This window comes from Streptomyces sp. NPDC006193 (assembly GCF_040613915.1).
Taxonomy (GTDB): Bacteria; Actinomycetota; Actinomycetes; order Streptomycetales; family Streptomycetaceae; genus Streptomyces.
Genome location: NZ_JBEXTB010000019.1, coordinates 67,693 through 92,028 on the forward strand (window position 1 = coordinate 67,693; position 24,336 = coordinate 92,028).

18 protein-coding genes and 1 riboswitch are annotated in these 24,336 nt (G+C 74.1%); of the genes, 10 read left to right on the forward strand and 8 right to left on the reverse strand.

Annotation, left to right across the window (positions count from 1 at the left end; genetic code table 11):
- Positions 1 to 41 precede the first annotated feature (41 nt).
- The 4 genes from rlmN to ABZ261_RS18810 all read left to right on the forward strand — a co-directional run bounded on the left by rlmN (position 42) and on the right by ABZ261_RS18810 (position 5,115).
- Positions 42 to 1,148, forward strand: coding sequence for a 23S rRNA (adenine(2503)-C(2))-methyltransferase RlmN (gene rlmN, locus ABZ261_RS18795; RefSeq protein ID WP_356860462.1), 1,107 nt, complete (start codon positions 42 to 44; stop codon positions 1,146 to 1,148).
- Positions 1,149 to 1,188: 40 nt separating this feature from the next.
- Positions 1,189 to 1,296: riboswitch (TPP riboswitch) on the forward strand.
- 80 nt (positions 1,297 to 1,376) lie between these two features.
- Positions 1,377 to 2,447: a thiamine ABC transporter substrate-binding protein gene (locus tag ABZ261_RS18800; RefSeq protein ID WP_356860464.1), complete on the forward strand. Its 1,071-nt coding sequence runs from the start codon at positions 1,377 to 1,379 to the stop codon at positions 2,445 to 2,447.
- A gap of 47 nt (positions 2,448 to 2,494) precedes the next feature.
- Positions 2,495 to 4,096, forward strand: a complete 1,602-nt coding sequence (locus tag ABZ261_RS18805; protein WP_356860466.1) for an iron ABC transporter permease — start codon at positions 2,495 to 2,497, stop codon at positions 4,094 to 4,096.
- Positions 4,096 to 5,115 (forward strand): ABC transporter ATP-binding protein, encoded by a 1,020-nt coding sequence (locus ABZ261_RS18810; RefSeq protein WP_356860468.1) that lies wholly within the window; start codon positions 4,096 to 4,098, stop codon positions 5,113 to 5,115. The genes ABZ261_RS18805 and ABZ261_RS18810 overlap by 1 nt, the downstream gene beginning before the upstream one ends.
- Before the next feature lie 190 nt (positions 5,116 to 5,305).
- Here the strand turns inward: ABZ261_RS18810 and ABZ261_RS18815 are convergent, their stop codons facing one another.
- The 7 genes from ABZ261_RS18815 to ABZ261_RS18845 form a co-directional block, all read right to left on the reverse strand.
- Positions 5,306 to 5,962, reverse strand: a complete 657-nt coding sequence (locus tag ABZ261_RS18815; protein WP_356860470.1) for an LAETG motif-containing sortase-dependent surface protein — start codon at positions 5,960 to 5,962, stop codon at positions 5,306 to 5,308.
- Between the two features lie 193 nt (positions 5,963 to 6,155).
- Entirely contained in the window at positions 6,156 to 7,289 is a 1,134-nt protein-coding gene (locus ABZ261_RS18820) for an LOG family protein (protein ID WP_356860472.1), read from the reverse strand.
- A gap of 35 nt (positions 7,290 to 7,324) precedes the next feature.
- On the reverse strand, positions 7,325 to 7,732 hold the full coding sequence (locus ABZ261_RS18825; RefSeq protein WP_356860474.1) for a VOC family protein: 408 nt from the start codon (positions 7,730 to 7,732) through the stop codon (positions 7,325 to 7,327).
- A gap of 119 nt (positions 7,733 to 7,851) precedes the next feature.
- A complete protein-coding gene (locus tag ABZ261_RS18830; protein WP_356860476.1) occupies positions 7,852 to 9,225 on the reverse strand; it encodes a hypothetical protein in 1,374 nt (457 codons plus the stop codon).
- Positions 9,207 to 9,947 carry an ATP-binding cassette domain-containing protein gene (locus tag ABZ261_RS18835; RefSeq protein ID WP_356860478.1) on the reverse strand — a complete coding sequence of 247 codons (741 nt, stop codon included), beginning with the start codon at positions 9,945 to 9,947 and terminating at the stop codon, positions 9,207 to 9,209. Before ABZ261_RS18835 ends, ABZ261_RS18830 begins: the two co-directional genes overlap by 19 nt.
- A gap of 197 nt (positions 9,948 to 10,144) precedes the next feature.
- Positions 10,145 to 11,515 carry an aspartate aminotransferase family protein gene (locus ABZ261_RS18840; RefSeq protein WP_356860480.1) on the reverse strand — a complete coding sequence of 457 codons (1,371 nt, stop codon included), beginning with the start codon at positions 11,513 to 11,515 and terminating at the stop codon, positions 10,145 to 10,147.
- 13 nt (positions 11,516 to 11,528) lie between these two features.
- Complete coding sequence (locus tag ABZ261_RS18845; protein WP_356860482.1) at positions 11,529 to 12,047, reverse strand: Lrp/AsnC family transcriptional regulator; 519 nt, start codon at positions 12,045 to 12,047, stop codon at positions 11,529 to 11,531.
- A gap of 170 nt (positions 12,048 to 12,217) precedes the next feature.
- Between ABZ261_RS18845 and ABZ261_RS18850 the strand changes: the two genes are divergently transcribed.
- The 5 genes from ABZ261_RS18850 to ABZ261_RS18870 all read left to right on the forward strand — a co-directional run bounded on the left by ABZ261_RS18850 (position 12,218) and on the right by ABZ261_RS18870 (position 17,070).
- The gene (locus tag ABZ261_RS18850) at positions 12,218 to 13,657 is read left to right on the forward strand and encodes a gamma-aminobutyraldehyde dehydrogenase (RefSeq protein ID WP_356860484.1); all 1,440 of its coding nucleotides are present in this window, start codon (positions 12,218 to 12,220) and stop codon (positions 13,655 to 13,657) included.
- Between the two features lie 333 nt (positions 13,658 to 13,990).
- On the forward strand, positions 13,991 to 14,518 hold the full coding sequence (locus ABZ261_RS18855) for a hypothetical protein (protein ID WP_356860486.1): 528 nt from the start codon (positions 13,991 to 13,993) through the stop codon (positions 14,516 to 14,518).
- Between the two features lie 49 nt (positions 14,519 to 14,567).
- Positions 14,568 to 15,530 (forward strand): hypothetical protein, encoded by a 963-nt coding sequence (locus ABZ261_RS18860; protein WP_356860488.1) that lies wholly within the window; start codon positions 14,568 to 14,570, stop codon positions 15,528 to 15,530.
- A gap of 39 nt (positions 15,531 to 15,569) precedes the next feature.
- Entirely contained in the window at positions 15,570 to 16,226 is a 657-nt protein-coding gene (locus ABZ261_RS18865) for a hypothetical protein (protein WP_356860490.1), read from the forward strand.
- Positions 16,210 to 17,070, forward strand: a complete 861-nt coding sequence (locus ABZ261_RS18870; protein ID WP_356860492.1) for an inositol monophosphatase — start codon at positions 16,210 to 16,212, stop codon at positions 17,068 to 17,070. The genes ABZ261_RS18865 and ABZ261_RS18870 overlap by 17 nt, the downstream gene beginning before the upstream one ends.
- On the opposite strand, the gene ABZ261_RS18875 is transcribed toward ABZ261_RS18870, so the two are convergent.
- On the reverse strand, positions 17,067 to 18,356 hold the full coding sequence (locus tag ABZ261_RS18875) for an SLC13 family permease (RefSeq protein WP_356860494.1): 1,290 nt from the start codon (positions 18,354 to 18,356) through the stop codon (positions 17,067 to 17,069). The genes ABZ261_RS18870 and ABZ261_RS18875 overlap by 4 nt on opposite strands.
- 101 nt (positions 18,357 to 18,457) lie before the next feature.
- Here ABZ261_RS18875 and ABZ261_RS18880 point away from each other — a divergent pair, with 101 nt between their 5' ends.
- Positions 18,458 to 24,328, forward strand: a complete 5,871-nt coding sequence (locus ABZ261_RS18880; RefSeq protein ID WP_356860496.1) for a TIR domain-containing protein — start codon at positions 18,458 to 18,460, stop codon at positions 24,326 to 24,328.
- Positions 24,329 to 24,336 lie beyond the last annotated feature (8 nt).

Consider the following 24,336-nt stretch of genomic DNA (forward strand, 5'->3'; position numbering starts at 1 on the left):
CCGCCAGGTCACCCGATTCGATCTGCGACACTGGGTGGGCCATGCCTAAGCCCGGAGAACTCACCTTTGTCGCGCCGCGCGGAGCCAAGAAGCCGCCGCGGCATCTCGCCGATCTCACGCCTGCCGAGCGCAAGGAGGCGGTGGCCGGGATCGGTGAGAAGCCGTTCCGTGCCAAGCAGCTCTCGCAGCACTACTTCGCGCGGTACGCGCACGACCCCGAGCAGTGGACGGACATCCCGGCCGGCTCCCGGGAGAAGCTGCGCGAGGCGCTGTTCCCGGAGCTGATGACCGTCGTCCGGCATCTGTCGACCGACCAGGGGACCACCCGCAAGACGCTGTGGCGGCTGTTCGACGGCACGCTGGTCGAGTCGGTGCTGATGCGGTATCCGGACCGGGTCACCATGTGCATCAGCTCGCAGGCCGGCTGCGGGATGAACTGCCCGTTCTGCGCGACCGGGCAGGCGGGACTGGACCGGAACCTGTCCACGGCGGAGATCGTCCACCAGATCGTGGACGGCATGCGGGCGCTGCGGGACGGCGAGGTGCCGGGCGGTCCGGCGCGGCTGTCCAACATCGTCTTCATGGGCATGGGCGAGCCGCTCGCCAACTACAAGCGGGTCGTGGGGGCCATCCGGGCGCTGACCGACCCGGTCCCGGACGGGCTGGGGCTCTCGCAGCGCGGGATCACCGTGTCGACCGTCGGGCTGGTGCCGGCCATCCACCGGTTCGCCGACGAGGGCTTCAAGTGCCGGCTCGCCATCTCCCTGCACGCCCCCGACGACGAGCTGCGCGACACCCTGGTCCCCGTGAACACGCGGTGGAAGGTCCGCGAGGTGCTGGACGCAGGCTTCGAGTACACCGAGAAGTCGGGCCGCCGGCTGTCGATCGAGTACGCGCTGATCCGGGACATCAACGACCAGGCCTGGCGGGGCGACCGGCTCGGCCGGCTCCTCAAGGGCAGGCCCGTGCACGTCAACCTCATCCCCCTGAACCCGACGCCGGGGTCCAGGTGGACCGCTTCCCGGCCGGAGGACGAGAAGGCGTTCGTCGAGGCCGTCGCCGCGCACGGGGTGCCGGTGACCGTCCGGGACACCCGGGGGCAGGAGATCGACGGGGCCTGCGGTCAGCTCGCGGCCACCGAGCGGTAGTCTGAGGCCGTCCACAACTTCATACCGGCCATACCTATGCATATTCCGACAGGGGAGCGCCACAGCGCTGAGAGTGCGGCAACCGGGCCGCAGACCCTCTGAACCTCGCCCAGGTCATTCTGGGTAGGAAGTTCGGTCATCACCTCAAGCTGTTGCGCCCTGCCCGGCCTCCCGCGCGGAGCCGGGCAGGGCCGCGTCTCTTCCTGGCCGACCCCAGGAGGACATCCAGTGCACAACAAGACCCTCATGGCGGTGGCGGTCGGGCTCGGGCTGGTCACGCTGACGGCGTGCGGCTCGGCGGACACCGCGCAGTCCGCGAACTCCAAGACCGTCACCCTGGTCAGCCACGACTCGTGGGCCGTCTCCAAGAACGTGCTCAAGGACTTCGAGAAGAAGTCCGGGTACAAGGTCAGGGTCCTGGAGGACGGCGACGCCGGGCAGGCCGTCAACAAGGCCGTCCTCACCAAGGACAACCCCCAGGGCGACGTCTTCTTCGGCGTCGACAACACCCTGCTGTCCCGGGCCCTGGACAACGGCCTCTTCCAGCCGTACGAGGCGAAGGGCTCCGACCGCGTCCTGCCGCAGTACCGGGCCGACGGGGCCAAGCACCGCGTCACGCCCGTCGACACCGGCGACATCTGCGTCAACTACGACAAGGCCTACTTCCGCGAGCACCGGCTGGCCCCGCCGAAGTCCTTCGCCGACCTGGCCAAGCCCGCGTACAAGAACCTCCTCGTCACCGAGAACGCGGCCACCTCCTCGCCCGGCCTCGGCTTCCTGCTCGGCAGCGCCGCGGAGTTCGGCGACACGGGCTGGCAGGACTACTGGAAGAAGCTCAAGGCCAACGGCGTCAAGGTCGTCGACGGCTGGGAGCAGGCCTACCAGGAGTTCTCCGGCTCCTCGGAGGGCAAGAAGGCCGGCGGCGACCGGCCGCTCGTGGTGTCCTACGCCTCCTCCCCGCCCGCCGAGGTGATCTACGCGAAGAAGCGGCCCGCCACCGCCCCGACCGGGGTCGCGTACGGCACCTGCTTCCGGCAGACCGAGTACGCGGGCCTGCTGAGCAACGCGAAGAACCCCGAGGGCGGCAAGGCGTTCCTCGACTTCCTGCTCACCGAGGAGTTCCAGGAGGACATGCCGCTCAACATGTTCGTCTACCCGGTCGTGAAGGGCGCCGCCGTGCCGACCGAGTTCACGAAGTACGGAGCGGCCGCCGAGCACCCCGAGACCATGGCCCCTGACAAGATCGCCGCCAACCGCGACCAGTGGGTCAAGTCGTGGACGTCGCTCGTACTGAAGTAGCGGCCCGCACCAGGGGCACGCGCGGGAGCGCGGCGCGGCTCGGGCTGATGGCCGTGCCCGTCGCGTTCTTCGCGCTGTTCTTCGCCTGGCCCGTCGCCGCGATCCTGGCGCGCGGGCTGAGGGCGGACGGCGCCTGGCGGTTCGGCCGGCTGGCGGACGTGGTCACCCAGCCGGACATCCGGCACGTGCTGTGGTTCACCACCTGGCAGGCGCTCGCCTCCACCGGGCTCACCCTGCTGCTCGCCCTGCCCGCCGCCTATGTCTTCGCCCGCCTGGACTTCCCGGGCAAGGAGCTGCTGCGGGCCGTGGTCACCGTCCCGTTCGTGCTGCCGACCGTGGTCGCCGGCAGCGCCTTCCTGGCGCTGGTCGGGCGGGGCGGGCTGCTGGACCGGCTGTGGGGGGTGCGGCTGGACACCACGGTGTGGGCGATCCTGCTGGCCCACGTGTTCTTCAACTACGCGGTCGTCGTGCGCACGGTCGGCGGGCTGTGGGCCCAGCTCGACCCGCGGCAGGAGGAGGCCGCCCGGATGCTGGGCGCCTCCCCGCTCAGGGCCTGGCGGCAGATCACCCTGCCCGCGCTCGCGCCCGCCGTGGCCGCCGCCGCGCTGATGGTGTTCCTGTTCACGTTCACCTCCTTCGGCGTGGTCCAGATCCTCGGCGGCCCCACCTTCTCCACCCTGGAGGTGGAGATCTACCGGCAGACCTCCCAGGTCTTCGACCTGTCCACGGCCGCCGTCCTCACCCTCGTCCAGTTCGCCGCCGTAGGGGCGATCCTCGCCGTGCACGCCCGGACGGTACGGCGGCGGGAGGCAGCGCTTCGCCTCGTCGACCCGGGGGCGACCGCGCGCCGGCCGCGCGGGGCCGGGCAGCGGGCGCTGCTCGCCGGGGTGCTCGGCACGGTCGCCCTGCTGCTGGTCCTGCCGCTCGCCGTCCTCGTCCGGCGCTCGCTCGACGCGCCCGGCTTCGGCTACTACCGGGCCCTGACCGCCTCCGACGGCGGCACCTTCCTGGTGGCGCCCGTGCAGGCCGTGCGGACCTCGCTGGAGTACGCCGTCGCCGCCACCGCGATCGCCGTCGTGATCGGGGGTCTGGCCGCCGCCGCGCTGGCCCGCAGGGACGCGGGGCGGCTCGTGCGGGGCTTCGACGCGCTGCTGATGCTGCCGCTCGGCGTCTCCGCCGTGACCGTCGGCTTCGGCTTCCTGATCGCGCTCGACAAACCGCCGCTGGACCTGCGCCAGTCCTGGATCCTGGTGCCGCTCGCCCAGGCGCTGGTGGGCGCCCCCTTCGTCGTGCGGACCATGCTGCCCGTGCTGCGCGCGGTGGACGTGCGCCTGCGGGAGGCGGCGGCCGTGCTCGGCGCCTCGCCCTGGCGGGTGTGGCGGGAGGTGGACCTGCCGTTGGTGCGGCGGGCGCTGCTGGTCGCGGCCGGGTTCGCGTTCGCCGTCTCCCTCGGCGAGTTCGGGGCGACCGTGTTCATCGCCCGGCCCGACAACCCGACCCTGCCGGTCGCCGTGGCCCGGCTGCTGAGCCGTCCCGGTGACCTCAACTACGGCCAGGCCATGGCCCTTTCGACCATTCTGATGGTGGTGTGCGCCGTCTCGCTGCTCGTCCTGGAGCGGCTGCGCACCGACCGGACGGGAGAGTTCTGATGCTGCTGAGCCTCGAGGCCGCGACCGTGCGCTTCGGCGGGCGGGCCGTGCTCGACGCCGTCGGCCTCGAGGTCGCCGAGCACGAGGTGGTGTGTGTGCTCGGGCCCAGCGGCAGCGGGAAGTCGACGCTGCTCAGGGCGGTGGCGGGGCTGCAGCCCCTCGACTTCGGGCGGGTGCTGCTCGACGGCCGCGACCAGACGGGCGTGCCCGCGCACAAGCGGGGTGTCGGGCTGATGTTCCAGGACCATCAGCTCTTCCCGCAGCGGGACGTCGCCGCGAACGTCGCGTTCGGGCTGCGCATGCACGGCGTCGCCAGGGGCGAACGGGACAGCGAGGTCGAGAAGTTGCTGGAGCTGGTCGGTCTGCCGGGCGCCGGCCGGCGGGCCGTGGGCTCCCTGTCCGGCGGCGAGCAGCAGCGGGTCGCGCTCGCCCGGGCGCTCGCCCCCCGGCCCCGGCTGCTCATGCTGGACGAGCCGCTCGGCCAGCTCGACCGCTCGCTGCGGGAGCGGCTGGTGGTCGAACTGCGGGAGCTGTTCGGCCGGTTGGGCACCACCGTGCTCGCCGTGACCCACGACCAGGCGGAGGCGTTCGCGCTGGCCGACCGGGTGGTCGTGATGCGGGACGGGCGGATCGCCCAGTCCGGCACACCGCTGGAGGTGTGGCAGCGGCCCGCCGACGCGTTCGTGGCCCGGTTCCTCGGCTTCGACAACGTGGTCCGGGCGACCGTCTCCGGTACGGCCGCAGACAGTCCCTGGGGCAAGCTGCCGGTGCCCGACGGCTCGGCGCAGGGCAGCCGCACGGTCCTCGTCCGGCCCGCCGGGGTCCGGCTCGTGGCCGCCGACCAGGGCCTGCCGTGCACGGTGACCGCCCGCACCTTCAAGGGCACCCATGTGGCCGTCCGCCTCCAGCCGGAGGGCGCCCCGCGGCTGGAGGCGGCCTGCGCGCTCCGGGACGCCCCGGAGGTCGGCGCCACGGTCGGCGTGGAGTTCGACGCGACCGAGACCGTGGTCCTCGGCTGATCGTCCCGGACGGGGGCGACTCCGGCCGGTCCGCCCTCGCGGTGCGCCCCTCGGCCGGCACCTCGGCCGGCCGGCACCGCGTCCGCCGGCGCCAGGGCCGCGGGACGGGACCGCGGACACGACCGCGGCCCGTCCCCCGCGCTCGGGGGGACGGGCCGCGGTACGGCACGGCGGCGGGGGCGTCGCGGCGTCAGCCGTTCTGCCTGGCCCCGCGGCGGCGCGTGCCGAAGTAGACCGCGCCGCCGCCGACGGCGACCAGGGCGGCCGCGACACCGGCGATCAGGCCGGTGTGGGAGCCGCCGCCGGTCTCGGCGAGGTTCGACTCGCCGACCGCCGCGGACGGTGCGTTGCCGGGCGCGCCCGCCGGCGCGGTGTCGCTCTCCGAGGCCGACGGGGCCGGCGTCGCCGACTCGGCCGGGGCGGACACGGAGCGGGACGGCGACGGCTTGGCGGAGGCCGTCGGCTTCGCGGTCGCGCTCTCGGTCCGGCAGGCCGTGGACGGGGTCACCAGATCGGGCTGGATGTCCTGGTCGACGCCGTCGGCCTTGACGTGGATCCGGTAGGTGGCGCTGGGCTTCCAGTCCTCGGAGAAGGTGAGCCGGGCGCCCTTCTTCGACCCCTTGACCGGCTGCTCGCCGACCTTCGTCTCGACGCCGCCGGCGCCCTTGAGGAAGACGCTGACGGTGGCCTCGGTGGCGGAGGGGTCCGTGTCGGTGACGACGACGACTCCCTTGCCGCCGACGCACTTGGCCTCGGCGGAGAAGTCCTTGATGTCGCACGCGAGCGCGGTGCCGGCCAGGCTCAGCACCAGCGCCGCCGACCCGGAGGCGAGACCCAGAATGCGCACGGAACCGCGTACGCTGCGGCGGGTGTTGGACAACGTTTGTCCTTTACAGAGTGCAACTGCGGGGGGTGGCCGGGGGATCGGGGCGACGGACGAGGTGATGCCCCGACACCCCCGGGAGTCTCCCAGGTTTATAAGCGCTTCATAAGCAGTGTCAACGCATATGCCACCAACGGCCGTTGACTTTGCCTGCTTATTAACCGCCGAGACGTTTGATCGCCTCCGGGGCCTGCTCGATCCGGTCGACGAGGGCGATACGGGACTCCATCGCCCGCCCCCGCGCCAGTGCCCGCAGCAACGGCCAGGCCGGCAGCTCCCGCGTCCAGTGCCCGCTGTCCACGAGCACCATCGGCGCGGGCTCGCCGCGCGACCCGTAGTAGTTCGCCGTCGCGCTGTCGAAGACCTCCTGCACGGTCCCGGCCGCGCCCGGCAGGAACACCACCCCGGCGGTGCAGCGGGCCAGCAGGCCGTCCTCGCGGGTGGCGTTGGCGAAGTACTTGGCCGTGTGCGCGGCGAAGGCGTTGGGCGGCTCGTGGCCGTAGAACCAGGTGGGGATGCCCACCGACTCCCCTCCTCCCGGCCAGCGGTCGCGCACCTCGAAGGCGGCCCGCGCCCAGTCGGTGACGGACGGGCGGAACGAGGGCGCCTTGGCCAGCAGCCGCAGCGCGTCCTCCAGCATGCCGTCCGCGAAGGGCGCGGCGTACGCGCCGAGGTTGGCGGCCTCCATCGCGCCCGGACCGCCGCCGGTGGCGACCGTGAACCCGGCGCGGGCCAGGGCGCGGCCCAGCCGGGCCGCCCCCGCGTAGGCGTCCGTGCCGCGCGCCGTCGCGTGGCCGCCCATGACGCCCACGACCCGGGCGCCGGCCAGGAGTTCGTCCAGCGCGTCGGAGACGGCGTCGTCGTGGATGGCGCGGAGCATGGAGGCGAAGACGTCGCCGTCGGCCTTCGTGCGCCGGAACCAGGCGTAGGTCCGCGCGTCCGGTGTCGCCTCGTACCCCTGCGCCAGCGACTCGAACAGTTCGCCGGGCGTGTAGACGAACCCCCGGTACGGGTCGAAGGGCAGGCCGGGGACCGGCGGGAACACCAGGGCGCCGGCCGACCGGACGTGGGCGGCGGCCTCCGGGTCCATCGGGCAGCCGAGGAACACGGCGCCCGCGGCGTCGACGCGGAGCAGGACGTCGGTGCGGCCGGTCAGGTCGACGGCCTGCACACGGAACCGGGCGAGCGTGCCGTGTTCGGCGACGACCTCGTCGAACTCGGCCAGGGACTCGATCTCGCGGTCACGGGCGGCGGGATCGCGGGGGAGCGGCTGGGCGGGTGTCGGTTGCACCCGCCCATGCTGGCACGGATGTTCGGGCCGCGGGGTCAGCTCTCGATCGCGGCCGGGTCCATCCAGACGACCTCCCAGGTGTGGCCGTCGAGGTCGTCGAAGGCGCGGCCGTACATGAATCCGTGGTCCTGGGTCTCGCCGCTCGCCGTGCCGCCGGCCGCGAGGGCCTTGTCGACCAGCTCGTCCACCTTCTCGCGGCTCTCGGCGCTCAGAGCGAGCAGCACCTCGCTGGTCGCCGTCGCGTCGGCGATCGCCTTCTTGGTGAAGGTGGCGTAGAACGGCTTGGTGAGGAGCATCGCGACGATCGTGTCGCTGATCACCACCGAGGCGGCCTTCTCGTCGGTGAACTGCGGGTTGATCGTGTAGCCGAGTTCCGTGAAGAACTTCTTCGAGGCGTCGAGGTCGTTCACGGGCAGGTTCACGAAGATCATTTGCTGGTACATGGGGTCTCTCCCGTCGTCGTACGCGGTCTGCCGCGTTCGGTGGGGTAGACCGGCGGACCCCTCCGGACTCATCGGCGGCCGGAAAACTTCCTGCCCACCGGACCGCGCGTGGGGTCCGCTCAGCGGGCCGCCGGCAGCGCCGACAGCAGGCCGATCGCCAGGGTGAGCGGTGCGAACAGGGCCAGCAGGGCGGCGGCGCGCAGGGCGGCGGCGGCGCGCAGCACCGCGGCCGGCGCGCCGAGGCGGAGCAGCGCGGCGGTGGACTCAGCGCGGCACTGGCGGCTCTCCACGGCGGCGGTGAGCAGGGCGGCGAGGGTGCAGCCGCCGACCACCAGCGCGCCGAGGCCGGTCAGCGGACCGAAGGAGGGGGCCGGCCCGCCGCGCAGGGCGGTCAGCGCGCAGCCGGCGGAGGCCACCGCGCAGACCACGCCCAGCGGGCGGCCGATCCGGGTGGCCTCCGTCATGAGGATCCGGCCGGCCAGCAGCCGCAGGGCGCCCGGGCGGACGGACTGCAGGAGCCGCCCGCACAGGTGGGTGAGGCCGGGGGCGGCGAGGACGGCGCCGGAGGCGGTGAGCAGCCAGCCGGTCAGCACGGCGAGGGAGGGGACGGGGGCGGAGCGGCCGGCGTACGCCTGGACGGCCAGGCCGGCGGCGACCAGGGCCGCGCCCCAGGGAAGGCCGGCGGGTGGCCGGCCGGGGTGGGCGGCCGGCGGGTCGTCGGACTGCCGGTCCTCGGACGGCGGGTCGTCGGACGGCGACGGGGGCTCGGCGCCGGCGGCGGAGGGGACCGCGGGCTCGGGTCCGGGCGCGGCGGCCGGGACCGCGGTCCGCGGGCCGGCCGCGGCGGTCGCCGTCGCGGGGCCGCCGTCGCCGCTGCTCGTCGCGGGCCGGCGGCCGGCCCGCCCGTACGGCGCCCCGCCCGCCCGGCCCGCGTACGCTCCGGCGCGGCCGAGCCGTCGTGGGCCCGGGGCGGTCGGACGGGGGTCCACCGGGCGCAGGGCCAGGGCCACCGCCGCGGTCGCCGCCGCCGGGACCAGGGCCAGCAGGGTGAGCGCCGCCGGCACCGGCAGCGGCTGGTCCGCCGCCAGGAGGCCGGCGGCGGCGCCGTGGAAGGGCAGGCCCGTCAGGTCGCCGCGCAGGTGCAGGAAGAACAGCAGCGCCAGCAGCGAGCCCAGGGCGCACGACAGGGCCGTGGTCAGGGCGGAGTGGGCCATGAGGCGGCCCGGGCCGAGGCCCACGGCGGACAGGCCGGCGCGCGGCCGGGCGCCGGGGTCGGTGCGGGCCACCGCGAGCGCCAGGTACACCGTGGCGGCGAGCGGCAGCCCGCACCAGGCCAGGCGCAGCGCGGCGGCGCCCGCGGCCCGGGGGTGGCCGAGGGCGTGGCCGAGGCAGGACAGGAGCAGGAAGCCCGTGCCCGCCGCGGCCGCGGCCACCAGCAGGCGGCGCAGCTGGACGGCGGGCCGGGCGGCGCGGGTCAGACGGAGAGCGAGCACGCGGCCCGGCCTTCCGGGTCGGCGGGGTCGGGCAGGTGCACGGTGTGCACGCGCCGTCCGTCCAGCAGGTTCACGGTGCGGTCTGCCAGGGCGGCGGTGTCCGCGTCGTGCGTGGCGAGGACCACGGTGATGCCGTGCGAGCGGGCGGCCGTCGTCAGGGTGCGCAGGACGTGCCGGCGGTCGGCCCGGTGCAGGGGGGCCGTGGGCTCGTCGGCGAACAGGACCGTGGGGCCCGGGGCGAGCGCGCGGGCGATGGCGACGCGCTGGCGTTCGGCCTGCCGCAGCTCGTGCGGGCGCCTGCGGGCCCGGTCGCCGACGTCGAGGCGCTCCAGCCACTCCAGTGCGGCGGCCTTGGCCCGGCGGCGGGGGGCGCCGCGCAGCATCAGCGGCAGCGCGGCGTTCTCCCAGGCGTTCAGCTCGGGCACCAGGCACGGCTCGGGGCCGATCCAGCCGAAGCGGTCCCGGCGCAGCCGCTCGCGCGCCAGCGGGCCCAGGGTGTGCACGGGCGCGCTGTTGAACCACACCTCGCCGGTGCGCACCGGGACCTGGCCGGACAGACAGCGCAGCAGGGTCGTCTTGCCGCTGCCGCGCGGGCCGCAGACGGCGAGGATCTCACCCTCCCGCACGCCGAGCGAGACGCCGGCGAGTCCCGGTGAGCCGTCGCGGTGGCTGAAGTGCAGGGACCGTGCCCAGAGCACGTCGTTGTCCGGCGGGGCCTCCATGGGCGTACACCTCGGTTCTGATCCGTTATCCCGTGCCTGTTCCCCCGTACGGGGGAACGAAGGCGGGGCCGATCGGTCACTGGAACGCTAGGCAGCGGGTTGGAGGAGGCCGGACAGCACACGGCCCCGGGCCGCCGTTCTCACTCGAACGGGCGGCACCGGGGCCGGTGTTGATCAGCTGATCGGACGCGTCGGGCTCAGAGCCTGGTCCACGCCTCGGTCAGGGTCGCGCGCAGGATCTGCTCGATCTCGTCGAAGGTCCCCTGGTCGGAGATGAGCGGCGGGGCGAGCTGGACGACCGGGTCGCCGCGGTCGTCGGCACGGCAGTACAGGCCGTTGTCGAACAGGGCCTTGGAGAGGAAGCCGTACAGGACGCGCTCGGTCTCCTCCTCGTCGAAGGACTCCTTGGTGTCCTTGTCCTTCACCAGTTCGATGCCGTAGAAGAAGCCGTTGCCGCGGACGTCGCCGACGATCGGCAGGTCGTGCAGCTTCTGCAGGGTGCGCAGGAAGGCGCCCTCGTTGTCCAGCACGTGCTGGGTGAGGTTCTCGCGCTCGAACAGGTCGAGGTTGGCGAGGCCCACCGCGGCCGACACGGGGTGGCCGCCGAAGGTGTAGCCGTGCAGGAAGGTGTTGTCGCCCCGGTAGAACGGCTCGGCGAGCCGGTCGGAGACGATGCAGGCGCCGATCGGGGAGTAGCCCGAGGTCATGCCCTTGGCGCAGGTGATCATGTCCGGGACGTAGCCGAACTTGTCGCAGGCGAACATCGTGCCGAGGCGGCCGAAGGCACAGATGACCTCGTCCGACACGAGCAGCACGTCGTACCGGTCGCAGATCTCGCGCACGCGCTGGAAGTAGCCGGGCGGCGGCGGGAAGCAGCCGCCGGCGTTCTGCACCGGTTCGAGGAAGACCGCGGCGACGGTGTCGGGGCCCTCGAAGAGGATCTGCTGCTCGATCTGGTCGGCGGCCCAGCGGCCGAAGGCGACCGGGTCGTCGCCGTGGATCGGCGCGCGGTAGATGTTGGTGTTGGGCACCTTGTGCGCGCCCGGCACCAGCGGCTCGAAGGGGGCCTTCAGCGCCGGCAGACCGGTGATGGACAGGGCGCCCTGCGGGGTGCCGTGGTAGGCGACCGCGCGGGAGACGACCTTGTGCTTGGTGGGCTTGCCGACGAGCTTGAAGTACTGCTTGGCGAGCTTCCACGCGGTCTCGACGGCCTCGCCGCCGCCGGTGGTGAAGAACACCTTGTTCAGGTCGCCGGGCGCGTGGTGGGCGAGCCGCTCGGCCAGCTCCACCGCCTTGGGGTGGGCGTAGGACCACACCGGGAAGAACGCCAGCTCCTGAGCCTGCTTGAACGCGGTCTCGGCGAGTTCCGTACGGCCGTGACCGGCCTGGACCACGAACAGGCCGGCGAGACCGTCGAGGTAGCGCCTGCCCTTGTCGTCGTAGATGTAGGCGCCCTCGCCCCGGACGATGGTGGGAACGGGGGAGTTCTCGTACGAGGACATGCGGGTGAAGTGCATCCACAGGTGGTCGTACGCGGTGCGGCTGAGGTCCTTGGTGCTCACGGTCATCGGGTCCTCACGGTCATCGGGTTCCCCACATGTAGGTCTGCTTCTTGAGCTTCAGGTAGACGAAGCTCTCGGTGGAACGCACGCCGGGCAGGGCCCGGATGCGCTTGTTGATGACGTCCAGCAGGTGGTCGTCGTCCTCGCAGACGATCTCGGCGAGGATGTCGAAGGAGCCCGCGGTCATCACCACGTACTCGACTTCCGACATGCCGGTCAGCGCGTCCGCGACCGACTCGACGTCGCCCTCGACGTGGATCCCGACCATCGCCTGCCGGCGGAAGCCCACGGTGAGCGGGTCCGTGACGGCGACGATCTGCATCACGCCCTGGTCCAGCAGCTTCTGCACGCGCTGGCGCACGGCCGCCTCGGACAGCCCCACGGCCTTGCCGATCGCGGCGTACGGCCGGCGGCCGTCCTCCTGGAGCTGCTCGATGATGGCGAGGGAGACGGCGTCCAGCTGGGGAGTGCCGTTCCTGGACTCGCGGGAGGAGTCCCTCTGGTCTGCGCTTCGACTGGCCACGGCCTCACTCTGCACGACGTCTCGACAGTTTCGCAAGGTTCCAGCGATGAAATCCGTTGTTTACGATGCTGAGGCTTGCGGATTTCGCAGGACTCATGGCGGCGGGGGTGTTGAAAACGTCGACCGGACGGTTAGGGTGGGTGTCTCAGCGAGTGGACAGCTTGAACCTGATCAGGAGGCCGGCAGTGAGCACCGAGCTGCGTCGTCTGCGCAACTACATCGACGGTGAGTTCCGGGACGCCGCCGACGGACGGACCACCGAGGTGGTCAACCCCGCGACGGGCGAGGCGTACGCGACCGCGCCGCTGTCCGGGCAGGCGGACGTGGACGCCGCCATGGAGGCCGCGGCCCGCGCCTTCCCCGCCTGGCGCGACACCACGCCGGCCGAGCGGCAGAAGGCCCTCCTGAAGATCGCCGACGCCTTCGAGGAGCGCGCCGAGGAGCTGATCGCGGCCGAGGTGGAGAACACCGGCAAGCCGATCGGGCTCACCCGCTCCGAGGAGATCCCGCCGATGGTCGACCAGATCCGCTTCTTCGCGGGCGCGGCCCGGCTGCTCGAAGGCCGCTCGGCCGGCGAGTACATGGACGGGATGACCTCGATCATCCGCCGCGAGCCGGTCGGCGTCTGCGCCCAGGTCGCCCCCTGGAACTACCCGATGATGATGGCCGTGTGGAAGTTCGCCCCGGCCATCGCCGCCGGCAACACGGTCGTCCTGAAGCCGTCGGACACCACCCCGGCCTCCACCGTCCTGATCGCCGACATCGTCGGCTCGATCCTGCCCAAGGGCGTCTTCAACGTCATCTGCGGCGACCGCGACACCGGCCGCATGATGGTCGAGCACGACGTCCCGGCGATGGCCTCCATCACCGGCTCCGTGCGCGCCGGCATGTCCGTCGCCGAGTCCGCCTCCAAGGACCTCAAGCGGGTCCACCTGGAGCTCGGCGGCAAGGCCCCGGTCGTCGTCTTCGAGGACACCGACATCCCCAAGGCGGTGGAGGACATCTCCGTCGCGGGCTTCTTCAACGCCGGCCAGGACTGCACGGCCGCGACCCGCGTCCTCGTCCACGAGGCCATCCACGACGAGTTCGTGGCCGCGCTCGCCAAGGCCGCGGCCGAGACGAAGACCGGGCAGCCGGACGACGAGGACGTCCTCTACGGCCCGCTGAACAACCCGAACCAGCTCAAGCAGGTGTCCGGCTTCATCGACCGCCTTCCCGCCCACGCCAAGGTCGAGGCGGGCGGCCACCGGGTCGGCGACAAGGGCTACTTCTACGCCCCGACCGTCGTCTCCGGCCTGAAGCAGGACGACGAGATCGTGCAGAACGAGGTGTTCGGCCCGGTCATCACCGTCCAGTCCTTCACCGACGAGGACCAGGCCGTCGAGTACGCCAACGGCGTCGAGTACGCCCTCGCGTCCTCGGTGTGGACCAGGGACCACGCCCGCGCCATGCGCATGTCCAAGAAGCTCGACTTCGGCTGCGTGTGGATCAACACCCACATCCCGCTGGTCGCGGAGATGCCGCACGGCGGCTTCAAGAAGTCCGGCTACGGCAAGGACCTGTCGGCGTACGGCTTCGAGGACTACACCCGCATCAAGCACGTGATGACGTCCCTGGACGGCTGACCCCGCCGGTCCCCCCCCCGCGGCCCCGCGCCGCCCGGGGGAGCCGGCCCGCGCGAAGTGACACACCACGGCCCCGGACGGACCCCCGCCCGGGGCCGCGGTGTGTCCCCACCCCCCGTGACCCTCACCCCGCACGGGCTCCCGCACGGCTGCCCCCTTCCGGCCCCGAATGCCGTCCCGGCGTGCCCTCCTCGCCGGCCTCGCAGCACCGCCGTGCCGGCGCCACGGGCGGCGGCGTGCTCGGCTCGGGCGGACGAGGTTGGGCTGCCTGCCGTATCCGAAGGTGCGGGCACACGGTTTTGAACATGTTCAACTCCGGCGTAGGCTCCTGCCATGAACGACAGAGCCGCCCTGCTCACGGGCATTCGCCGCTGGCTGGCCCTCTTCGTCGGATGCCTCGTGCTCAGCGGGGCCACCGCCTTCCCCCTGGTGCACGAACTGCACTGGCCGGAGAGCGCGTTGCGCGCGCTGGCCGTGCCGGAGCACTTGCCCGGGCTGATGGCCTGGATCGTGCGGGTACGCGACGGGCTCGACGCCGTCGACGCCGAACACCCCTTCGTCCTCTACGGCACCGACTGGCTGGCCTTCGCCCATCTCGTCATCGCGGTCGCCTTCTACGGCCCGTACCGCGACCCCGTCCGCAACGTCTGGGTCGTCGAGTTCGGCATGATCGCCTGCGCCGGCATCGTCCCGCTCGCCCTCGTGTGCGGTCCTGTCCGGGGGATACCGCTGTGGTGGAGCGTGCTCGACATGTCGTTCGGGATCGTCGGCGTCGTCCCGCTGTACGTCGTGCACAGGAAGACCAGACGCCTGGAGACGCTCCAGGAACCGTGCGGGCACGGCCGATTGGTGCATGGCTGACGACCTGCCCTGCTCCTACGATGGGAGTCACCGTCGGGGGAGGGTGCACGTGACGCGCAGCACACCGCAGGGCAGCGGGCGTCGGCTCGAGAACGCGATCGCCTGGGCCGTCCGCAACGCGGACGGGGTCGTCGCCATCGGAGCAGCCCTCGTCATCGGGCTCATGGACGTCCTCAACCAGAACATGGACGACGACGTCGTCTCCGGCGCCACCCTGCTCGTCCTCGCCGCCCTCGTCTTCGGCTCGCTCACCGAACGCCGGCGGCGCGTGGCCGACATCCGGGCCGCGACCGCGGGGACCAGCCGGGCCATCGAGGACCTGGCGATGGTGCGGACGCTGTCCGGCGCCGAAGTGGCCCTCGCGCACGAGAGGGCCCGGCGCACCACCACCCGCTGGATCTTCAAGGGCGGCACCGGCACCTACCTGCGCGCGGTCACGCTGCCCGAGTGCGTGCTGGAGGCACAGCGGCAGCGGCGCTCCCTCAGCATGAAGATCGACATCATCAACCCCGCCGACGAGCAGGTGTGCGCCGCCTACGCGCGGTTCCGGAGCACCTTCGCGCCGGGACCCGGCGGCGGCTTCGCCGGGTGGACCGTGGAGCGCACCCGCAAGGAGGCGTACGCCACCGTCGTCGCCGCCAGTTGGCACCGGCAGCGGCTGGACACCCTGGAGATCGACGTCCACCTGTCCTCGGTGGCCCCGGCGCTGCGCTTCGACCTCTCGGACTCCTGCCTGATCATCACCCAGGACGACCCGAGCCGGGTCAGCCTCTGCGTGGAACGGGACCGGCCGCTCTACGACTACTACGTCACCGAACTGCACCAGAGTCGCGAGCAGGCGGTCAAACTCGACCTGCGCGAGGCCGTGCCGCTCGGCGACGAACCGACCGTGGACGAGGTCAGACGCCTGCTCGACCGGCTGGGCCTGCCGCTGCCGCCGAGCTTCACCGACCGTGACGTCGGCGACGTCATCGACAAGGCGCTGCACGCGGAGAACCCGTACCGCGGCTGAGCGCCGTGTTCCGGCCACCGGCCGAGGGAGGGAAGGACCATGGACTACCCGGCCCTGGAACGGGCAGCCCGGCGGCACGCCAGCGCCGAGCTGATCCGGCACGCCGTGGCGGAACTGGACCGGATCGCCTCGGGCCGCCGCGCCCTGCGGGCGGTGCGCCATCCCCTCGGCTTCGTCTGCCTGCCCCTCCTGCGCGACGGCCACGACGGCGTCTGCGTCCACCTGTTCGGCACCCCGGACGCGGTGCCCGACCGGTCCGCGCCCCAGGTGCACTGCCACAGCTGGGACCTCACCAGCACCGTGCTCTACGGGCGGCTCGGCAACCGGCGGGTGGACGTGCACCACGACCCCGGCGCGCCCACGCACCGGGTGTTCGAGGTGCACAGCGACCCCTCCGGCGTGGACGAACTGCGGCCCACCGAACGGCTCGTGCGCTGCCGCCCCGGCGCGGAACAGACCAGCGCGCGCGGCCAGACCTACGCCCTTCCGGCGGGTGAATTCCACACCAGCGTGGTGCCGGACGGCCGCCCCACCGCCACCCTGGTGCTGGGGCGGACACTGCCCGGCCGGGTGGACCTGTCGCTGGGCCCGCTGTCCGCGCCGGGGCACCGCATGGTCCGCCGGACCTGCGACGCGAGCCGGACCGCCCGGATCGCTCGGGCCGCCCTCAGGAGGATCCATGAGCCCGAACCCTGACCGCCCGGCCCCGCCGGCCGGCTACACCCGCGAGCACCGCACGGCGGTGGCCGCCGCCGAGGCCGCCGGGGCGCTGCTGCGCTCCCGCTTCCCCGACGGCTTCGCCGCCCGGCCCAAGGGGGAAGGCGAGGACGTCGTCACCGACCTGGACGTGGCGGCCGAGCGGCTGGTCGTCGGCCGGATCCGCGAGCGCTTCCCGCACGACCGCATCCTCGCCGAGGAGGCGGGGGAACTCGCCGGGGACGGCGGCGGCCGCACCTGGCTCGTCGACCCGCTCGACGGCAGCAACAACGTGGTGATCGGACTCGCCGTGTACGTCGTCGGCATCGCCCTGTGCGTGGACGACACGCCCGTGGTGGGCGTCGTCCACGATCCGATGACCGGGCGCACCTGGTCCGCCGTGCGGGGCGGCGGGGCGCACGGGCCCGGCGGGCGGCTCGCCGCGCCCGCCGCCGGCCGCCCGCTGCCCGCGGCCGGACCGCTGCTGGCCTGGACCCAGGGGCACGCCGTCCCCCGTGACGACCCCGCCGCCTGCGCCCTGAAACACACCCTCGAACTGCGCTCCCGGCGCCTGCTCCAGCTCTGGGCGCCCCTGGTCGCCTGGGCCATGCTCGCCCGCGGTGACATCGACGGCTTCGTGGGCTACCGCGCGGAGGCCGTCGACCTGCCCGCCGGTGCGCTGCTCGCCCGCGAGGCGGGCATCGCCCTGCGCCACCTCGACGGCGCCGAGTTCCGCGGCGGCTTCGGCGGACCCGACACGGGGCGCTCCTTCGTCGCCGGGCGGCCCGAACTGCTGCCGACCCTGCTCGACCTCGTCGCCACCTCCCCGGCCGGCCCCCGCTAGCGGGTCACGGCCAGCGCCGCCACCGACGCGGTCACCGCGCACACGGCCAGCACCGCTCCGGTCCCCATCAGCCGGGCGACCGGCACCCGTACGCCGTGCGCGTGGCAGCGCTCGTACCACAGCAGCGTGGCCAGGGACGCCCACGGGGTGACGACCGGACCGGCGTTGGTGCCGATGAGCAGGGCGAGGAGCTGGTCGTGGTTGGCCAGGGGGACGGCCGCCTCCCCGGCGAGGTAGACCGGCAGGTTGTTCAGGACGTTGGACAGGCCGCCGCCGACCGCCGCCGCGCGGAACTGGCCGAGCATGCCGCCGTCGTGGCCGACCGCCGCCGCGAGCAGGTGGTGCAGCCCGTGCGCGTCCACCGTCTCGACCACCAGGAACATCCCCGGCACCATGACCAGCAGCCGCCAGGGGACGAGCGACGGCCGGAGCGCGGACGGGTCACGGAGCGCGTAGGCCGCCACGGCGACCAGCGCGGCCGTGCCGGAGGCCGCCCACAGCGGCACGTCGGCCACCAGGATGGCCAGCAGGAGACCCGCGCAGGCCAGCGCGCAGGCGCGGAAGAGCACCGGGTCGGCCGGGCGGTGGACGGCGGGCCGCGCGTAACGGCCGGCGGTGTCCGCGCGCACGTCCTCGGCGCGTGCCGCGCCGGGCCCCGACACCGGGGCCGGGAGCGCGCCGGACCGGTCCGCCCCAGGGGTCCGCGGAGCCTCCCGCCGCCCCCGCCGCCAGAAGAACAGCCACAAACAAGCCATCGTCACGGCCACCGCCGCCAGCTGCGGCGCCCACATCCGGCCCGCCAGGCCCAGCGGGGACAGGGCGACCCGGTCGGCGGCCAGCAGGTTCGTCAGATTGGACACCGGCAGCAGCAGACTGGCCGTGTTGGCCAGCCACACCGTGGTCATCGCCAGCGGCACCGGCGCGATGCCCACCCGCGAGGCGAGCGCCAGCATCACCGGGGTCAGCAGGACCGCCGTGGTGTCCAGGTTCAGGGCGATCGTGGTGACCGACGCGAAGGCCACGCACAACAGGAACAGCAGCGGGTAACTGCCCCGGCCCGCCCGCGCCACGCGCGCCGCCACCACGTCGAACACCTCCGCCCGGCTGGTCAGCTCGGCCAGCACGATCACCGTGCCCAGGAACGCCAGCAGGGGGGCGACGCGGGTCATCGCGTCGGAGGCGGACGCGGCGGGCAGCAGACCCGTGACCAGGCACACCAGCCCGGTCGCCAGCAGGCCGATCGCCACCCGGTCGAGGACATGCAGACGCAGCAATGAGGCACGCACGGTCGGTAGGGTCGCACACCCGTGCCCCGCTGTGACCGGCGCACCGTCGAACGCCTCGAAACGGCCGGTGCCGGACGCCCCAGTCACGGCATGATGCCTCCATGGTGGCTCGTCAGAACATCCCGGGGGACACCGGGCCATTGGACTTCTTCATCAGCTACTCGCCGGCCGACGAACGCTGGGCGTCCTGGATCGCCTGGACCCTGGAGGAGGCCGGATACCGTACGGTCCTGCAGGCCTGGGACTTCGTGCCCGGCACCAACTTCGTCGACTTCATGGACCGCGGGGTCAGCGAGTCCGCCGCCGTCATCGCCGTGCTGTCGCGCAACTACGAGCGCTCCCGCTACGGCCGGATGGAATGGCAGGCCGCGCTGCGCGCCGACCCGGACGCGCCGGAGCGGCGGCTGATCACCGTACGGGTCGAGGACATCCCGGTGGAGGGCCTGCTGGCCACCATCACCTACGTGGACCTGGTGCCGGTCGCCGACGGGCCCGCGGCGAGGGACCTGCTGCTCACCCGGGTGCGGCAGGCGCTGGACGGCCGGGCCCGGCCCGAGGCCCGCCCCGGCTACCCGGGCGCCGACCCCCGACCGGGCCGCCCCGCGGGGGCCGTGCCGGCCGCCGCGTCCCCCGGACGGCCGCTCGGCGGGACCGGGTGGGCGGGACGGCGCAGGCCCGCCGCGCCCCCCTCGTACCCGCGGGCGTCCGCCGAGGGCGGCGAGCGGGACGCGGTGACCGTGCTCCAGCTCGCCGGGCCGGCCTTCGGGCGGGGGCAGGACCCCGCCGAGTTCCAGGCGGCGATCTGGGGCGACCTGGTCGAGCTGACCGACTCCGGTGCGCCCTCGCCCGACCTGCTGGTCGTCACCGGGGACCTCACCGCCTCCGGCAGCCGGCGCGAGTTCGAGCAGGCGCTGGCCTTCCTCACCGGGCTGCGCGCCCTGCTCGGCCTCGAACCCCACCGGGTCGCCCTGGTGCCCGGCGGCCAGGACGTCAACATGGCCGCCTGCCAGGCCTACTTCAGCACCTGCGAGGCCGACGAGATGCCGCCCCGGCCGCCGTACTGGCCCAAGTGGCGGCACTACGCCCGGCTGTTCCAGGAGCTCTACCAGGGTCTGGACGTGGTCTTCGACAGCGACCAGCCGTGGACGCTCTTCCCCGTCCCGGAACTGCACACCGTGGTCGCGGGGCTCAACTCCTCGATGGCCTACAGCCACCGGCGCGACGACCGGTACGGCCTGATCGGCCGCGAGCAGGCCGCCTGGTTCGCGCAGGCCCTGCGCCCGCACGAGACCGAGGGCTGGCTGAGGATCGGCGTGCTGCGCCACGCGCCCGGCGCCGCCCCCGGCCACCCCGCCCCCGGCGTCCGCCGGGCCGGCGCCGCGGGCACGGCCGCAGCGGACGGCGCCGGACCGCTGCGCGACACCGAGGACCTGGTGCGGCTGACCGCGCCCCGGCTGCACCTGCTGCTGCACGGCCCGGCCGGCCCGGGCGCGCCGCCCGCACTGACCACGACGGCCGGCGAGGTACCGGTGGTCGGCGCCCCCGCACCCGGCCGGCACCAGCTGCTGCGGGTCACCCGCGAGGGCGTCGCCGTCTGGCAGGGACCCGGGGAACCGCGGCGGCGACCGGTGCAGTGGCGCAGGGCGCACCGGGCCTTCGGACCGGAGGAGGAGACCCCCGGCGCGGACCCGGTGCGCCTTCCCGGCGCGGACGGCGCCCCCGCCGCCGACCCCGAGCCGCGCGCCGTTCGGACCCCGGCGGAGATCCTCCTCGCCCGGGTCGCGGAGGTGTGCCGCACCCGCCACGAGGGCGCCCAGATCCGCCCGGTGGAGGGCCCCTTCCCCCAGCTGCTGGTCACCTGGAGCCAGTCCGGCTTCGTCCGGCAGCAGCGGGTGGCCGTGCACACGGGCACCCCGACCGCACAGGACCTCGACCGGTTCCTGGCGCTCGTGCACGCCGCCGACGACGGGACCGAGGCGGAACTCGTCCACGACGGCCCGCCGCCCGCCCGCGAACTGCGCGACGCGGCCCGCCGCCGGGGCGTCCGGGTGCGCAGCTTCACCGAGTTCCAGGGCCTGCTCGACCTGCGCGGGTACGTCGCGGCGCAGAGCGAGCGGCTGCGCACCGACCCCCGCTATCCCCCCGGCCTGTACCTGCCGCAGCGGTACCGGGAGGTGGAGCGGCTCGACGCCGAGGACCGGGACGGGCTGGTGGACGAGATGCTCCGGCTGCTCGACTCCGACCAGGGCCGCTTCCTGCTGCTCCTCGGCGACTTCGGGCACGGCAAGACCTTCGCGCTGCGCGAGCTGGCCCGCCGCGTCCCGGCCGAGCTGCCGCACCTGGTGCCGCTGCTGATCGAACTGCACGCGCTGGACCGCGCCTACTCCTTCGAGGGCCTGGTCGCCGCCCATCTCGCCGCCCACGGCGTCGACAACATCGACCTGCGCGCCTTCCGGTACATGCTCCAGCAGGGCCGGATCGTGCTGCTCTTCGACGGCTTCGACGAACTCGTCAACCAGGTGACCTACGACCGCGCCGCCGAACGCCTCCAGGTGCTGCTGGACTCCGCCGTCGACAGCGCCAAGATCGTCGTCTCCAGCCGCACCCAGCACTTCCGCTCCCAGGGCCAGGTGCTCACCGCGCTCGGCGAACGCGTGGGCCTGCTCCCGCACCGCCGGGTGCTGGCCGTCCAGGAGTTCACCCCCCGCCAGATCCGGTCCTACCTGGTCAACCGCTACAACGGCGACGAACGCGCCGCCGACCACCGGGTGCGGCTGCTGGACGCCATCCCCGACCTGCTCGCCCTGTGCCGCAACCCGCGGCTGCTCGGTTTCGTCGCCGACCTCGACGACGACCGGCTCCGCGCGGTCGCCGGAGCCGGCCGTGCGCTCAGCGCGGCCGGCCTGTACGAGGAGGTGCTCACCGCCTGGCTGGACTTCGAGGCGCAGCGCGGCAGCGGCAGCCCCGGCCGGGCGCCGGGACTCGGCGCGGACCACCTGTGGAACGCGGTGACCGCGCTCGCCCTGCGGCTGTGGGAGAGCGGGCAGGACTCCCTGCGGCTGGACGAGCTGACCGACGCGGCCGAGACCCTCACCGGCCTCGCGGACACCCGGCTGTCGGTGCCGCAGACCGCCCACGCCATCGGCTCCGGCAGCCTGCTGGTGCGCAACGACGAGGGCGTGTTCCGGTTCATCCACGGCTCGGTGGTGGAGTGGCTCGTGGCCCGGGAGTGCGCCCGCAGGCTCACCGACGGCGACAGCGCCCTGCTGCGGCGGCGGCAGCTCGGCCAGCTCGCCGTGGAGTTCCTGTGCGACCTCGCCGACCACCGGATCTGCCAGGCGTGGGCCGAGCGGGAGCTGTCCGGCGCCGCCGGGGAGGAACCGGACGCCGCCCTGGACGCCGGCCGCGCCAACGCCGTCCGGATCCTCAGCCGGCTCCGCGTGCCCGCGCACACCGACCTGCGCGGCGCCGCCCTGGCCGGCGAGGACCTGTCCCACCGCGACTTCTCCGGCGTCGACCTGACCCGCGCCGACCTCACCGACGCCCGGCTGGTCGGCGCCGACCTCTCCGGAGCCGTCCTGCAGGGCGCCCGGCTGACCGGCGCCCGGCTCGACGGCGCCGACCTCACCGGGGCCGACCTGCGCGGCGCCGACCTGCGGCGGGCCCGGCTGATCGGCACCGACCTGACCGGCGCGCGGGTCGACGGCAGCCGGTGGCGGCGGGCGGCGCTGATCGCGGCGACCACCGGGCCCCTGGCCGCCGCCCCGGAACTCGCCACCGCCGCGATCGCCCCCGGCCTCGCCGTGGACTCCGGCTTCCGGCCGTCCGCGGTCGGCGTCCCCTACGGCTTCGACATGCGCACCAGCCGGCTGCCCGAACCCGTCTCCTACAGCCCCGACGGGGAACTGCTCGCCGTCGGCAGCGAGGACGGCGGCGTCCTGGTCTGCGACGCCGCCACCGGCACCCCCCTGCGCACCCTGCAGGGGCACACCGGCCGGGTGTACGCCGTCAAGTTCCGCGGACGCGTCCTGGCCACCGGCAGCGCCGACGGCAGCGTCCGCCTGTGGGACCCGGTCTCCGGCGACTGCCGGCACCGGCTGGCCGTCCACCCGAGCGGCGTCTGGCCGGTCGTCCTGAACACCGGGGGCTCCCTGCTGGCCACCGGGGACGCCGACGGCCGGGTCACCGTCTGGGACACCGCCTCCGGCGCCCCGCTGCACCGGCTGGCCGGGCACGCCGCGCCGGTCTACACCGTCGCGTTCGGGCCGGGCGACGCCACCCTGGTCACCGGGGACGCCGCCGGCGCCGTACGCCTGTGGGACCTCGGCACCGGACGGCCGGCCGGGGAACTGCCCGGCCACCGCGGCGCGGTGTTCCGGGCGCGGTTCAGCCCGGACGGCGCCCTGCTGGCCACCGCCGACCGCGGCGACGACCGCCGGGGCGGCACCGTACGGGTGTGGGACCTCGCCGCCCGCACGGTGCGGCACGCGTTCACCGGGCACGCCGGCAGCGTCTACACCCTGGACTTCCACCCCGGCGGCGCCCTGCTGGTCAGCGGTGACACCGAGGGGGAGGTGCGGCTGTGGGACCTGGCCGCCGGGCGCTCGGCCGGACTGCTCGGCGGCTGCCGCGGCGCCGTCTACCAGGTGCTGTTCGACCCGGACGGGACGCTGCTCGCCGCCGGGGACAGCGCGGGCGTGGTCCGTCTGTGGCGCGTCGACGGCGAGGCCGACCCGGTCGCGACCCCGTTGAACCGGCAGCCCGCCGAGCACCGCGGCTCCGTCTGGGTGTGCACGTTCCGGCCGCACGGCGACACCCCCGCCCAGGGCCCCGGCGCCCTGCTGGTGACCGGCGGCAACGACGGCGTGGTGCGGCTGTGGGAGCCGGCCACCGGCCAGGGCCGGCGCATCCTGCGCGGCCACGGACGGCGGATCGGCAGCCTGTCGTTCAGCGCCGACGGCTCGATGCTGGCGGCCGGCGGCAACGACGGCGTCGTCCGCCTGTGGCACCCCGCCTCCGGCCGCCGGCTGCGCGAACTGACCGGCCAGAGCGACCGCCTGGTCTCCGCGGTGTTCGGGCCCGCGGGCCCGCTGCTCGCCACCGCGAGCAGCGACGGCGACATCTACCTGTGGAACGCGGCCACCGGCGAGTACCAGCGCGAACTGGACGTCGAGACCGACCACGTCTGGGCGGAGGCGTTCAGCGCCGACGGCGAACTGCTGGCCACCGCCAACGACGACGACACCGTACAGCTGTGGTACCGGGCCACCGGCGCGCACGTCGCCGCCGTCTCCGAACACTACGGGCGGGTCCGCACCATCGCCTTCCGCTCCGACGGCGCCGTCCTCGCCACCGGCTGCGACGACCGCAAGGTGCGGATCTGGGACCTGGCACAGGGCCGCGTCACCGCCGAGCTGGAGGCCCACACCGACCGGGTGTACGCGGTGGCGTTCGCTCCCGACGGCTCCTGGCTGGCCAGCGCCTCCTGGGACGGGCAGGCGGTGATCTGGAAGGACGGCAGGGTGGCGCACCGGCTCACCGGGCACAGCGGCAAGCTCTGGACGGCGGCGGCCCACCCCCTGCGCCCGCTGCTCGCCACGGCGGGCGACGACCGGACGGTACGCCTCTGGGACCCGCACACCGGTGCGGCCACCGCCGTCCTCACCGGCCACACCGGCCGCGTCCTCGCGGTGGCGTTCAGCCCGGACGGCTCCCTGCTGGCCAGCGGCGGCGAGGACGGCACGGTCCGCCTGTGGAACGTCCCCGCCGACGCCGCCGTCACCCTGCGGGCCACGCTGGTCGGCATGCCCGACGGCTGGGCGGCGCTGTCCCCGTCCGGCGGCTACAAGTACGAGGGCGACGTCACCGGCGAGTTCTGGCACGCGGTCGGCATGTGCCGCTTCGAGCCGGGGGAGCTGGACGGCCACCTCCCCGGAGTGCGGCAGGTCCCGATGGACGATCCGCTGGAGTAGGGGAGGGG